The organism is Arthrobacter oryzae, from assembly GCF_037911235.1.
Lineage (GTDB): Bacteria > Actinomycetota > Actinomycetes > Actinomycetales > Micrococcaceae > Arthrobacter > Arthrobacter oryzae_E.
In genome coordinates, this window is the sequence record NZ_JBBLYW010000054.1 from 1 (window position 1) to 12,289 (window position 12,289).

The 12,289-nt window shown below is 63.5% G+C and carries 11 protein-coding genes; 6 read left to right on the top strand and 5 right to left on the bottom strand.

Annotated features, from left to right (window positions below):
- Positions 1-269 precede the first annotated feature (269 nt).
- A complete protein-coding gene (locus WMN78_RS15505; protein WP_340534622.1) occupies positions 270-923 on the bottom strand; it encodes a TetR/AcrR family transcriptional regulator in 654 nt (217 codons plus the stop codon).
- Positions 924-971: 48 nt separating this feature from the next.
- On the opposite strand from WMN78_RS15505, the gene WMN78_RS15510 reads away from it, so the two are divergent.
- A complete protein-coding gene (locus WMN78_RS15510; RefSeq protein WP_340534623.1) occupies positions 972-1,940 on the top strand; it encodes an NAD(P)-dependent alcohol dehydrogenase in 969 nt (322 codons plus the stop codon).
- Positions 1,941-2,121: 181 nt separating this feature from the next.
- Here WMN78_RS15510 and WMN78_RS15515 read toward each other — a convergent pair whose 3' ends face one another.
- Entirely contained in the window at positions 2,122-3,216 is a 1,095-nt protein-coding gene (locus tag WMN78_RS15515) for an SDR family oxidoreductase (protein WP_340534624.1), read from the bottom strand.
- A 181-nt stretch (positions 3,217-3,397) separates the two neighbouring features.
- On the opposite strand from WMN78_RS15515, the gene WMN78_RS15520 reads away from it, so the two are divergent.
- Positions 3,398-4,405 carry an isopenicillin N synthase family dioxygenase gene (locus WMN78_RS15520; protein WP_340534625.1) on the top strand — a complete coding sequence of 336 codons (1,008 nt, stop codon included), beginning with the start codon at positions 3,398-3,400 and terminating at the stop codon, positions 4,403-4,405.
- 605 nt (positions 4,406-5,010) lie between these two features.
- Here WMN78_RS15520 and WMN78_RS15525 read toward each other — a convergent pair.
- Positions 5,011-5,823 carry an MBL fold metallo-hydrolase gene (locus tag WMN78_RS15525; protein ID WP_340534626.1) on the bottom strand — a complete coding sequence of 271 codons (813 nt, stop codon included), beginning with the start codon at positions 5,821-5,823 and terminating at the stop codon, positions 5,011-5,013.
- Positions 5,824-6,087: 264 nt separating this feature from the next.
- Here WMN78_RS15525 and WMN78_RS15530 point away from each other — a divergent pair, with 264 nt between their 5' ends.
- The 4 genes from WMN78_RS15530 to WMN78_RS15545 all read left to right on the top strand — a co-directional run bounded on the left by WMN78_RS15530 (position 6,088) and on the right by WMN78_RS15545 (position 9,724).
- Positions 6,088-6,606, top strand: a complete 519-nt coding sequence (locus tag WMN78_RS15530) for a flavin reductase family protein (RefSeq protein WP_340534627.1) — start codon at positions 6,088-6,090, stop codon at positions 6,604-6,606.
- Positions 6,607-6,701: 95 nt separating this feature from the next.
- The gene (locus WMN78_RS15535) at positions 6,702-6,968 is read left to right on the top strand and encodes a hypothetical protein (protein ID WP_340534628.1); all 267 of its coding nucleotides are present in this window, start codon (positions 6,702-6,704) and stop codon (positions 6,966-6,968) included.
- Positions 6,969-7,386: 418 nt separating this feature from the next.
- The gene (locus WMN78_RS15540; protein ID WP_340534683.1) at positions 7,387-9,267 is read left to right on the top strand and encodes an alpha-amylase family glycosyl hydrolase; all 1,881 of its coding nucleotides are present in this window, start codon (positions 7,387-7,389) and stop codon (positions 9,265-9,267) included.
- A 238-nt stretch (positions 9,268-9,505) separates the two neighbouring features.
- Positions 9,506-9,724 carry a 2-oxoglutarate and iron-dependent oxygenase domain-containing protein gene (locus tag WMN78_RS15545; RefSeq protein ID WP_340534629.1) on the top strand — a complete coding sequence of 73 codons (219 nt, stop codon included), beginning with the start codon at positions 9,506-9,508 and terminating at the stop codon, positions 9,722-9,724.
- Here the strand turns inward: WMN78_RS15545 and WMN78_RS15550 are convergent.
- Both WMN78_RS15550 and WMN78_RS15555 read right to left on the bottom strand, forming a co-directional pair.
- Positions 9,721-10,665, bottom strand: coding sequence for a carbohydrate kinase (locus tag WMN78_RS15550; RefSeq protein ID WP_340534630.1), 945 nt, complete (start codon positions 10,663-10,665; stop codon positions 9,721-9,723). The two genes, WMN78_RS15545 and WMN78_RS15550, sit on opposite strands and share 4 nt — an antisense overlap.
- 30 nt (positions 10,666-10,695) lie before the next feature.
- Positions 10,696-12,204: a glycoside hydrolase family 32 protein gene (locus WMN78_RS15555; RefSeq protein WP_340534631.1), complete on the bottom strand. Its 1,509-nt coding sequence runs from the start codon at positions 12,202-12,204 to the stop codon at positions 10,696-10,698.
- Positions 12,205-12,289 lie beyond the last annotated feature (85 nt).

The window sequence follows — 12,289 nt, forward strand, 5'->3', positions numbered from 1 at the left end:
GTCATCGCGTGCCGCGGGCGGGGCCGAGGAGGCCTGGACCGGTGGATCGGTGGTGTTCTCATCAAGTCTGATCGCGGGTGTGCAGGCCGAGAGGAGGGTCGCCAGGATGACGAACCAGGCCAGAAGCAGACGGAGCGGGGCACCGGTCATGATCGATCCAGTTTATCCCGATGAGGCGGGAATGCGTCCGGCGGGGGAAGGCGCCCAGGGGCCTCACGGCGTCCGGTTCTCCAACGTGCTCCGCCTGTCACCGACTTCCGTTGAACCTGCTACCCATCTGAACCAAGGCCAGGAATTGAACGGCTGAGACCGTCGATGATGAGGTCCAGCCCGAAGCCGAATTCATCGCCGAAGTCATAACCGGGTTTGAGGACGTGCTCGACGGCGATTTCCACCATGTGCGGGTACTCGCCGGTGGAGAAGCGCTCCACGATGGGGGTGGTGATTTCGGCGGCTGTGTTCCGCCCGTCAAAGGGCAGGGCGGCTTCCTGAAGGGCGAATCCGTAGATGTAGCTGTCGAGCAGGGCGTAGGCGTGGGCGGTCATCGCAACCGAAAAGCCGGCAGCTCTCAGCGTGCCCAGGGTCGCATCATGATGGCGAAGGGTTGCCGCGCCGGGGGACGTGCGCGTCTCCAACAGTCCAACCGTCCACGGATGGCGTTTGAGCGCTGCCCGCATCGCATGTGCGCGCCGGTGCATTTCGTCCCGCCAATCGCCACCGGGGGACGGCAGCTCGATCTCGCTGAAAACGAGGTCCACGATTCCATCCAGAATTTCGTCCTTGGTCGCCACGTAGTAGTAAAGCGACATGGGTTTAGTCCCCATGCTTTCTGCGAGCGAGCGGATGGTCAGGGCGGCGATCCCCGACTCATCGGCGAGATCCAAGGCGCACTCGAGCACCTTCTCCCGGCGGAGGGCGAGCAAGCCCAGAAGCGACCTCGTCCAGGTGGCCAGGCCGCAGCGGAGGCCACAATGCGGGCCATCGTCCACGAGGCCTACGGCTCCGCCGATGTGCTTAACCTGGCGCAGGTTCCCCGGCCGAAGATCGCAGCGAACGAAGTGCTGGTACGGGTCCATGCGGCAGGTCTGGACCGGGGAACCTGGCACGTCACCAAGGGCTTGCCCTACGCGCTGCGGCTGGCTTACGGCATCCGCGCCCCTAAGGACCCCGTCCCCGGGCTGGACCTGGCCGGCACCGTCATGGCGGTTGGAGCGGCGGTGACCCGCTTCTCGAATGGGGACCAGGTCTTCGGCGTCGGGAAGGGCGCGTTCGCAGAGTACGCCGCGGCCCGCGAAGGCCAGCTCGCCCACAAGCCCGCGAACGTCAGTTTCGAGCAGGCCGCCGTGGTCCCGGTGTCCGCCTGCACCGCCCTCCAGGCGCTTCGCACCGCCGGTCCAATCGCGCGGGGTCAAAAGGTGCTGATCCTTGGGGCCTCGGGCGGCGTCGGCAGCTACGCCGTGCAGCTCGCCAAGGCTGCCGGGGTAGTAGTCACCGGCGTGTGCAGTACAGCCAAGGTGGACCTGGTGCGCGCACTCGGCGCCGACCACGTCATCGACTACACCAAGCAGGACTTCGCCGACGGCACCGAACACTACGACCTGATCCTGGACATCGCCGGGAACCCCTCCCTGTCACGGCTCCGCCGGGCGCTCACCCGCACCGGCACGGCTGTCATCACCGGCGGGGAGGAAGGCGGGTCATGGACGGGCAGCATGGACCGGCACCTCCGAGCCCTTGCACTGTCCCCGTTCATCCCTCAGCGGCTGACCATGGTCTTTGGCACAGAGGGTGCAGCAGACCTCGAACATCTCGCCGGACATTTGGAGGCGGGAACCCTGGTTCCGGCCATCGACCGCAGCTATCCGTTGGAGCAGGTTTCCGACGCCATGCGTTACTTCGACGCCGGCAAAACCCGCGGCAAAATCGTGATCACTACCTAGACCCTGTGCTCAGCTCGAACCGCTCAGTACCAATGGCAGCTGATGTCTCCCGGCGCCGGACCCGCCACCACCGCGGTCGTCATCCTTGCTGCAGCGCGTGCAGCGCTTTTAGCGGGCCGGGTCCTCGCTGCCTTTCGTGCGACCCCTACTGCCAAGGCGATCGGGGCTCCGGCGAAGTTGATCAGGGGATTATCTTCTCGGCGCGGTACCGGTCGAACAGCCTCCGGAAGGAGTCTTCGGTGCGCCGGTAGCCGTTAAAGCCGGCCAGGCGGCTCTTGCTCATGTCCGCGAGAACTTCAATATTGCGGCCAAGGTCTGCGTCCGTATGCCACCATGATGCCACCCGGGCCAAGTCGGCCTCGACGAGGCCGTGCGTGGCGGCAATGCTGGACCACAAGTCGTCCAAGCCTTCCATCTGTTCCTCGAGCGGCCGCGGCGAGCCCTCGAAGCCTTCAGCTCTTACGCCAAAGTAGCCAGCCAACTTTGGCCACATCCAACGCCACCTGAAGACGTCACCGTTGACCACGTTGTAGGCCTGATTGCCCGCTTGTTCGCTGGTGGCGGCCCAGATCATGTGCTCCGCAAGGAGTTCCCCGTCCGTCATGTCGGTGAGGCTGTTCCATTGGGTCTCGGAGCCGGGAAAGATGAAGGGCTGGCCGAGCTCTTTGCACAGAGTTGCCTGTGCCGCCAACGTCAGGCCCATGTTCATCGCGTTGCCCAAGGCATGGCCGATGACCGTGTGAGAACGGTGCACGGACCAGCGAAACCCCTGCCGTTCTGCGGCCGCCCACAGCTCGTCTTCCTGCGCATAGTAAAAGTTCGGCGCCGGTAGCCGGGGCTCTTCCTCGCGGAAGGGGGTGTCGGGAATTGGGCCTGCCCCGTAGGACTCGAACGGGCCCAGATAGTGCTTCAGCCCGGTCATTAGGGCCACGTGTTCGACGGGGGCATGGTCCAAGGCACTGAGCAGGTTGCGGAGCATTGCTGTGTTGACAGCGATGTTCTCTTGCTCGTTGTCCTGCCTCGCCCACGCTGTGAAGAAGACGTGTGTGGGTTTCTCGTCGCCGAGTGCCAATGCGAGGCCGTCCGGGGACATCAGGTCCGCGGAGATGTGCCTGGCGGGCGAACCCGCAACCGGATTCCTGGACAGGGCAAGGACTGTCCAGACACCGTTTTGATTCAGCTGTTCGACTATGGCCGAGCCTGCGATGCCGCTTGCGCCGACGACCAGCGCAACCCTGTTTTGATTGATGCCTAAGCCGACCGTGTGGGAGGTCATTAGTACCTGACTTTCTTGCTGTGACATCTACCGAAGACCGGCGACCGCAGGCACCACGGATTGGAGGGGCAGTCCGGAGCCGGTATTTCTACGCGTTCATGCCCGACGTGGTTGCCCGGCCGTAACATTGAAGCAGATGCATGTGCCGGCTTGCCAGATTCGCTGAAAAGGACTGGAGACGTTGCCACTCGAAAGACTGCCCGTCGTCGACTTCTCCCGATTGAACGCGGGCGCGGAGGAGGCGTCCCGGTTCCGTGTCGGCCTGCGCAACGCCATGCATGAGGTCGGATTCCTGTATCTGGCCGGCCATGGCATCCCGCAGGAGCTCATGGACGCCATGCTGGACGTATCCCGCCGCTTCTTCGAGTTACCGGAAGAACAGAAGCTCGCCATTGAGAATGTCCACAGTCCGCAATTCCGTGGCTACACCCGTGTCGGCGGGGAACTCACGGACGGTGCAGTCGACTGGCGCGAGCAGATCGACATCGGCGTGGAGCGGAATACTGTGGAGCCGGGTCCGGGTGTCGCGGACTATTGGCGCTTGGAGGGGCCCAATCTGTGGCCGGAAGCGCTGCCCGAAATGCGGGAGATTGTCGCGGAGTGGATGGAGCGGCTGAGCACGATCTCATTGAGCCTCCTGCGGGCCCTGGCGCTGTCTCTCGGAGCGCCCGAGGACACCTTCGACGCGGCATTCGCCGCACGGGCCTTCCCCATGCTGAAGGTCGTGCGGTATCCGGGGTCATCCAACGAGGAACCCAAGCAAGGTGTAGGCTCCCACCGCGACGGGGGAGTGTTGACGCTGCTCTTGGTGGAGCCTGGGAAGGGCGGCCTCCAGGTCGAGTACCGGGGGGCATGGATCGACGCACCGCAGGTGCCCGGAACTTTCGTGGTCAACATCGGCGAGATGCTAGAGCTGGCCACGAACGGCTACCTCAAGGCGACCCTGCACCGCGTGGTCTCGCCGCCTCGCGGCACAGACAGGGTCTCCCTTCCGTTCTTCTACAATCCGTCACTGGACGCGAGGATGCCGCAGCTGGCGGTGAGCCCTGAGTTTCAAACCAAAGCGCGGGGCTTGTCGGTGGACCCGACGAACAGCCCGATTCTGGAAACCTACGGCGATAACGCCCTTCGCTACCGGCTTCGCGCCCACCCCAACGTCGTCGCGGTGCACCACGCGGACCTGCTGTAAGGCTTACGGCGCCCCTGCCCGAGTGCATTGATTGTAGGCTCGGACGGCGGGCGAGCCCTGGTTGATCGGGTTGGCCGTGGCGGACGGTGCGACGACCCCGAACTCGTAGCCCTCGGCGCGCAGTGCGTCGATCGTGGTGGCAAGTAGGTCCACTGCGTCGAGGGGCAGGACAAGACGTCCTCAGCGTCGCGGAGCAGGATGATCGCGCCGGGCGCCGCTTCCGCCATCACATACTTTTGGACGCCGGCCGCACCGGGGCACTCGAAGCCGCCGGGGTTGCCGACGTCCCAGTGCCAGGCAACCCCGCCACCCATGCCGATGGTCTTGAGGTAGCCCGCCGCGCAAGAGGTGCTGTTGCCGAACGGGAAGCGCATGAGCTAGGGCGCGGCCAGGGCCGTGACGGCAATTTTGCTCTTTTTCACGGTGCTCATTTTCCGTTCCCAGGCTTGTCTGCATTCTTGCTAGGTGAGCACCATACGGCGCCGCTATGGCGCTGTAAACAACTATTTGCAACTCGCCCGGCCGCCCCGGTGGGGATCGGCATGGCGTACGGCAGCTGGACGCCGATCCCGAGCGTGGGCACGACCTTCTGGGGTACTGGACAGTCAGGTCAGATGGTCGAAGTCTCCTCGCGCCCAGGCAGCGTGCCTTCTGGCGGAATCGTGCAGGATGGCCTTGGCTCCTGACGCTATGACGTTGTTGAAGTTGCCGTAGATCCGGTCGAACGTGAGCTCTTCCAGCTGTGCGGCGATTCGCAACGCCACCGCGCCGGATAGCGGCAAATGGTTAGGGTAGCTGCGCATGAAGGAGATGGAGCGACGGTCTGGATTCGCATATACGCTGTCACCCGTCAGCAGGACTCCTCTGCCGCCCGCGCCTGCAGCCCAGTGCACCACCGCGCTGCCCGGGAAGTGCCCGCCGGTCTGGTGCAGTGTCAACCCCTCGGCGACAGTCTGACTGCCGGACCAGTATTGGATCATGGGATCACTGCGCCCCAGCCATTCCCGGTCTGGGTCCGCCACCAGGACGGGGACGCCACCGAGCCGTTGCGACCATTCGACCTGCACACCGAACATGTGGGGATGGCTGGCCGCGATCGCCAGGACCTGGCCCCGCTCGAGCACTGCCTTCACGGCGCTGTCGTCGACATATCCGACCGGATCCCACAGCAGCGAACCCTCCTGTGTCATCACAAGCTGGGCGGTCTGGCCGATCCCGACTTTTGGGTCCGTCTTGATTCCGAAAAGACCCGGCTCATTCTCCTTCAACAATGTCTGCTGCCCCTCCTGCGCCAGCGAGTCCAGTGTGAGCCACTTTTGTCCGTCCTCGGGCACGTACTGCCGCTCATCGGTGCAGATCGGGCAGAGCTCCGGGGTGGGTTCGTCGCGTTCGACGGCGCAGGTCGCGCAGATCAGCATGGTTGGCCCCTTCCAAACGTCTTGTGTCCTGCTGGCCGACTTCCTCAACTTCGGCCGCAGGCTGGCATGCCCAGACTATGGCAAGTCCGCGGAGATGTTGGCAGGCTAAACGTGCTGGTTAGCGTCCCATGAGGGTCCGTTTCGTTACCTTCTGCTTCGGGCCGTGAAGCCAGATTGCTTTGCGCGTCGGTCCGTTTCATCCCCGGTTGAAAGGGGTGCGGACGGGTGGTTGGTTTGGATTACCGGCCTTGAAAGGGAAAAAACATGACGGAACATTTTGATCTCACCCCGCAGCGACTGCGCCACGTCCTGGGCCATTTCGCGTCTGGACTGACCGTAGTCACCGCGGCGACGGACAACGGACCGGCAGGCTTCACCTGCCAGTCTTTTTCGTCTCTCTCCCTGGATCCAGCTCTGGTCACCTTCAGCCCGGCCCGCAGCTCCAGCACCTGGCCGCAGCTGCGCAAAGCCGGACGCTTCGCGGTGAACATCCTGCCTGCCGGGCATCGGCACCTTGCCACCCAGTTTGCCCGCTCCGGAACGGACAAGTTTGCCGGTGTGGAATTCTCCGCTTCGCCGCTGGGCAACCCGGTGCTGGATCAGGCACTCGCATGGGTGGACTGCGAACTGCACCAGGAGTACGACGGCGGTGACCACACCATCGTGGTGGGGGCGGTGCGCGCCCTCGGTGCGCGGGACGGCGCCGAGCCGCTGCTTTTCTTTAAAGGCGGGTATTTCGATGGCGTGCCGTCCCGGGCAGGGCTGCTGGAAAGCGTCGCATGACACGGGCCAAGTCGGGCTCGCGTGGAAGGCTCCGGCCGTCAGACGCACGGCAGCCGTGACGGCGTCCGCCTGCACTCTGTCTAGAGGACGCCGTGGTGACGGCGCTTGTGCTTCTTGGCGCCTTTGGTGTGCTTTTGACCGCCGGTGTCCTGTGGGAGGCGGCGCCACTCCAGGAGCAGGCACGTTCCAGCGACTCAGGACAAGCCGGCCACGCCGCCGAAGAAGATGTAGTCCAGTCCGGCCCGCTCGGCTTCCAGGGCCGTGGCCCGGATAAGGTCGGCATCGCCGTGGGGATCGTGGTGCGCCCGGGTAACGCCAGCCCGTCGGGTATGCGCCCACCGCCCGAAACAACGCTCCGATAATGATGGGCCCGCGGTCACGTGCCCCGTCAGCGGGGACCGGTACAGGCTCTTGCTCTTCAGAATAGGTGTTCATAGCGCGAACTTACGGTGACTCGGCGAGCCCGGACCAATGAGTCGTAACGCCCCTTAGCGGGAAGTCGCGGCAGAACATTTGGCGCAATCAGTCCAGGTCTCGCAGCGAGAAGAATTCCGATAGCCCCTTCCGCGCTTGGTCTCGCTTCGCCATACTTGGCTCATCGCCGTCCGATGCCAGCCCTCAACCTCAGGGACGCCCGGACGAGATAGCGAGCGGCGCACTGCGCGCCCGCCCGTGAATCCGGCGGGACCCCATCCGAAAAGGCATGGGCAGTCTCCTGGGAAGCAGGACGATGAGCCTGCTTCCCCCTGCAAAATCTCGCAGCTGACAGTGAGGGCAGTGATGTTTTCGATCAAAGACATTCCGTGGGCACAACTCCTGCAACCGAACGGCTATCACCCGTCGCCCCGCGACTGGTCGGATCAGGTGATCTACTTCCTCCTCGTCGACCGGTTCTCGGACGGCAAGGAAAATGGCTACAAGGATGTATCCGGTCAGACCGTTCAGGGCTCGACAAAACTGTTTTCGCCGGCCGACGCTGGTAACGCCGTCCTGTCGCAGGCTGCCATTCAGGACTGGGAATTTGCCGGCACCCAATGGCTCGGTGGGAATCTGGCGGGGATCGCGTCCAAGATGGGTTACCTCAAAAGGCTCGGTGTCACCACCCTGTGGATCAGCCCGGTGCTTCGGCAGCGGAAGGGCGTGGATGACTACCACGGCTACGGGATACAGAACTTCCTCGAAGTCGATCCGCACTTCGGCACAGATAAAGACTTCACAGACCTCGTTATCGCAGCGCACAACGCTGGGCTTTACGTCATCCTCGACGTGATCCTGAACCATTCCGCCGATGTGTTTCAGTACGACACGAGGGACCAGGACGGCAACTTATACGAACCGGGGTGGAGCGGCGTTACCTATCCTGTGCGTGGGTGGCGGGATCCAAGTGGGGCCGCCACCCTGCCTTTCCCGGGCCGGGTGAACCCGGCCGATTCGGACAGCGCAGTCTGGCCTGTGGAGCTCCAGGACGACGGCGTCTTCACCTGCAAGGGGAAGATTTACGACTGGAACGCCACACCGGAGAAAACCGAAGGGGACTTTGAAGGCCTGAAGGACATTCACCAGGGGGCCGGAGACGTGGCGGAATACGCACCCTCGAGCGCCCTTCGAACCCTTGCTGACGCCTACAAATACTGGCTCGCCTATGCTGACCTGGACGGCTTCCGGGTCGATACTGTCAAGCACATGGACCTGGGGGCGACGCGGTTCTTCGCCTCGGAGATTCATGAGTTCGCGCAGAGCATCGGCAAGGACTCATTTTTTCTGGTCGGAGAGATCACCGGCAGCCGTGGAGAGGCCGTCGACACCCGCGACCAAACTGGGCTTGATGCAGCCCTGGGTCTCGCGGACGTTCAGGGTTTGCTTGCGGATACGGCGAAAGGCTGGACGAATCCGAAGTGGTACTTCGACATTTTCCGGAACTCGGTCCAGATCGATAAGGCGACCCACACGTGGTTCCGCAACCATGTGGTGACCACCTTCGACGACCATGACCTGGTACGCATGGGCAGGAGCCATAAGGCGCGGTTCGCGGCAGACGCGGAAGGGCATGCACTCGAGCTCGCGGTTCTGGCCATGAATGCGACGACACTAGGGATCCCGTGCATCTACTACGGAAGCGAACAGCTCTTCGACGGCAGCTTTCCGACGGCCGTTAATACAAACCCCAAAAACGACTTCAAAGCAGACCGCTACATCCGTGAGACCATGTTCGGGGCCGGGTTCGGTTCATTCCAGAGCCGGGACAGGCACTTCTTCGATGAGTCGGGGGACATGTACAAGCGGCTAACCGCCATTCTGGCCATTCGTAAGAATGAGCTCGCCCTGCGCCGTGGCCGTCAGTACTTCCGGCCAATATCCGAGGACGGTACCGGCTTCTGGTACCCGGACCGCATCGGCCAGGGACGGATGACGTCCGTCGTCGCCTGGAGCCGGATCATGGCGGACCGGGAGGTGGTTTGCGCCATCAACACCGACGTGGCATCTGCAAGGACAGCGTGGGTAACTATTGACGCGCGCCTAAACGCCATCGGAGGCAAATTCCAGTACGCCTATTCAACGGACCCTGCCCAGGTTGGGTCGCCGGTGTCGGTCGAGGGGCGGAACGGTTCAGCTATCAGGGTCAGCGTCCCGCCGGCTGGCTTCGTCATCATGATGCCGTGAATTAGCAGAGGGTCGGACTTCACCCACTGCTTGGCCGGACCCGGAGATACAGTGACCTGGCAGTCGGCGACGTCCAGATGCCGTAGACGTCCGATAGTGGAGCCATTGTTGCCGCCGGTTCGCCGTCGGTGCCGAACCGGCAATTCGGCACGTTCATGCCCAACGCAGTTGCCCGGCCGTAACATGGAACCAGATGCATGCGCTGACTCAACAGGTTCGCTGAGAAGGACTGGAGACGTTGCCACTCGAAAGACTGCCCGTCGTCGACTTCTCCCGATTGAACGCGGGCGCGGAGGAGGCGTCCCGGTTCCGTGTCGGCCTGCGCAACGCCATGCATGAGGTCGGATTCCAGTATCTGGCCGGCCATGGCATCCCGCAGGAGCGATGGCTCGATGCAATAGTCGCTTTCGGCGGCGACCGCCCCTGTCGCCGAAAGGCGGGACGCTGCCGGCGTTAGTGCGTTGGCTGCCGTTCCAGAAGGTGGGCTCGGAGTTGCTCCGAGGTCGGCGGATTTGCGCCCGTGCGCCCGACGGTGATGGCGGCGGCCATGGAGGCCGTGCGTCCGATCTGCTCCAGAACGGAGGGGGCGAAGCCGTCGGTCCCTCGGGTGAGGAGTCCCATGATCAACGCCGCCATGTAGGCGTCACCGGCCCCAATTGTGTCGGCGACCCTGGTTGTCACTGACGGGATGGTCAGTCGTGTGGCAGCTGTGGCAAACAGCGAGCCTTGTGAGCCGCGGGTGATGACCGCCAGACCGGCTCCTAAGCCAAGGAGGTGCGTGGCAGTGTCGTCCAATTCCGTTCCGGGGTAGAGCCATTCCGCGTCCTCGTCGCTGAGTTTGATGACGTCGGTCAGATGAACCAGGTCTTCGAAAAGGGACTTTGCCTGGGCGTGGCTGCCTAGCAGTGCGGGCCTGATGTTGGGGTCGTAGGTGATAATGCATTCATCACGGCATTGCTGAAGGAGTGATTTGACCTTGTCGGCGCCGGGCTTAAGAAAGGCTGCGATCGAACCCGTGTGAAGTACCTTGGGGACGGAGGCGGGAGCTATTGGGTTGAGGTCCCAGGTAACGTCGAAGGCGTAACTGGCAGAACCATCGGCGGAGATCGTTGCTGTTGCCGACGAGGTCCTGTCCAAGGAGCATGAGCCATCCAGGAGCTTCACTCCGGCGCTCTGCAGGTGCTTGGCGATGGCTGCGCCTCTGCCGTCGTCTCCGATTGCGGTTAGCAGGGCGGTGTTGACCCCGAGGCGGCCGAGCCCATACGCGACGTTGGCGGGTGATCCGCCCGGGTGTTCGGTGGTGCCGTGATGCGACGTAACGATGTCGGTGAGGGCTTCACCTACAACTACGACGTCGAGTGTGTGCTGCGCAGGGCCGGTGGCCTCTGGCTTGTGCATGGGGAGTCCTTCTTCCGTTAATTGTCCGCGCTAGGCGTATTGAGTGACACTCAGGTTGTTTATTGTTGCCGTGCCCCCGACGGCGTAGAGCGAGACCGCGGTGCTGGTGGCGGCCGGGAAGATCAACTCGGTCAGAGTGACCTGGCCTCCCTGGGCAAAAACCTCTACCGAGCAGCGGTCCACATAAACGGTGAGTTCGTAGGTACCGTCCGTCGTCCGGATCGGGGCAGTGTCTACGGACGCGAAGGATCCGTGGAAGTCTGTCTGCCCGGATTCCCGGCGGTCGACGACGATACGGTCATCCGCGGGCCGGATGCCAATGCGGGTTCCCTGCGCTCCATCACCGCGGACGATTAGTCCGCATTCCTCGGCTGTTCCCGGCGTGAGCGCGAGCTCGATGCGTTGGACGCTGCCGGCTGCACCGTCCAGGACGTGATGCCCGTCGGATATTTCCACAGCCGCGAGGGTGAACGACGGGGTCTGCTCTGCGAGCGGGGCCGGATCGCCTGCCACTTGCTGCACCAGCCGCCAACTCCCATCCATGCTCTGCAGGGACACCTCCCGGACCATGGACATGGTGCTGCGCCACGGCGAGGTGGGGATCTCGTTGGCGTATTGCCAGTTGTTCATCCACCCGATCATCAGGCGGCGGTTATCGGGGGCTTCGCTAAAGGAGACGGCGGCATAGTAGTCCCGGCCCCAGTCGAGCCACAGGTACTCGCCCAGCCGGTCCGGGTCCTGCAGGCCGTCGGTGACCGTTGTCGCCGAAGAGAACGTGGTCCCGTCGAAGTCGCCTACGAAGTACTGCCCCGCGGAGCCGCTGTTCGGGCCACCGGGGTTGAGATTCACGGTCAGGACCCATTGAAGGTCGTTCGGATCGCCGTCGACGGGGAGGGGGAAGAGGTCAGGGCATTCCCAGACACCGCCAGTTGCGTTGGCCGGGCCAAAGGTGCTCAACAGCTCCCAGTCCTTGAGGTCCTTGGACTTGTAGAGGACGACCTGGAAGTCGGTGGCTTCCACGGCGACCATTACCCAATAGCTGCCGGCACCGCCGTCGTACCTTAGGACTTTGGGATCGCGGAACTCTGCTGACCCGCGGTTCAGTACAGGGTTGGCGGCGTGCTTCGTCCAGGTGTAGCCTCCGTCCAGGCTGTAGGCCAGGGACTGTGCCTGCACGCCGTGGTGTGCGGAGCCGGGCTTGAACGCGCTGGTGTAGATGGCGACGAGCGGCGGAGCCGAGTCGGTGCCGAATCCGCTGGTGTTGTCCCGGTCAAAGACGATGCTGCCCGAGAAGATGTCCTCTTCATCGTCGCAGGTGATGGCCACCGGGTGTTCGGTCCACGTCAGCAGATCCGGGGACGTGGCATGCCCCCAGGACATGTTTCCCCAAACGTTGTCGAGCGGGTTGTTCTGGTAATAGAGGTGGTATACGCCGTCGTGAAAAATCAGGCCGTTGGGGTCGTTAAGCCAGGTGTTCCTGGCGGCGTAGTGCAGGGCCGGCCGGAAAGTTTCGGCCGTGGTGGCGGTCGCGGCGGTCATGAAAAACGGTTCTCGTTTCTGTGCAGGTGGCTGAGAACCCTCGGGACGGGTTCCCGGTGACGGGGTGGGCCGGAGCGCTCCGGCC

Coding starts and splice junctions, on each gene's coding strand:
- WMN78_RS15555 (WP_340534631.1), bottom strand. CDS start 12,204: ATGACCGCCGCGACCGCCACCACGGCCGAAACTTTCCGGCCGGCCCTG.
- WMN78_RS15550 (WP_340534630.1), bottom strand. CDS start 10,665: ATGCACAAGCCAGAGGCCACCGGCCCTGCGCAGCACACACTCGACGTC.
- WMN78_RS15510 (WP_340534623.1), top strand. CDS start 972: ATGCGGGCCATCGTCCACGAGGCCTACGGCTCCGCCGATGTGCTTAAC.
- WMN78_RS15515 (WP_340534624.1), bottom strand. CDS start 3,216: ATGACCTCCCACACGGTCGGCTTAGGCATCAATCAAAACAGGGTTGCG.
- WMN78_RS15530 (WP_340534627.1), top strand. CDS start 6,088: ATGACGGAACATTTTGATCTCACCCCGCAGCGACTGCGCCACGTCCTG.
- WMN78_RS15540 (WP_340534683.1), top strand. CDS start 7,387: ATGTTTTCGATCAAAGACATTCCGTGGGCACAACTCCTGCAACCGAAC.
- WMN78_RS15525 (WP_340534626.1), bottom strand. CDS start 5,823: ATGCTGATCTGCGCGACCTGCGCCGTCGAACGCGACGAACCCACCCCG.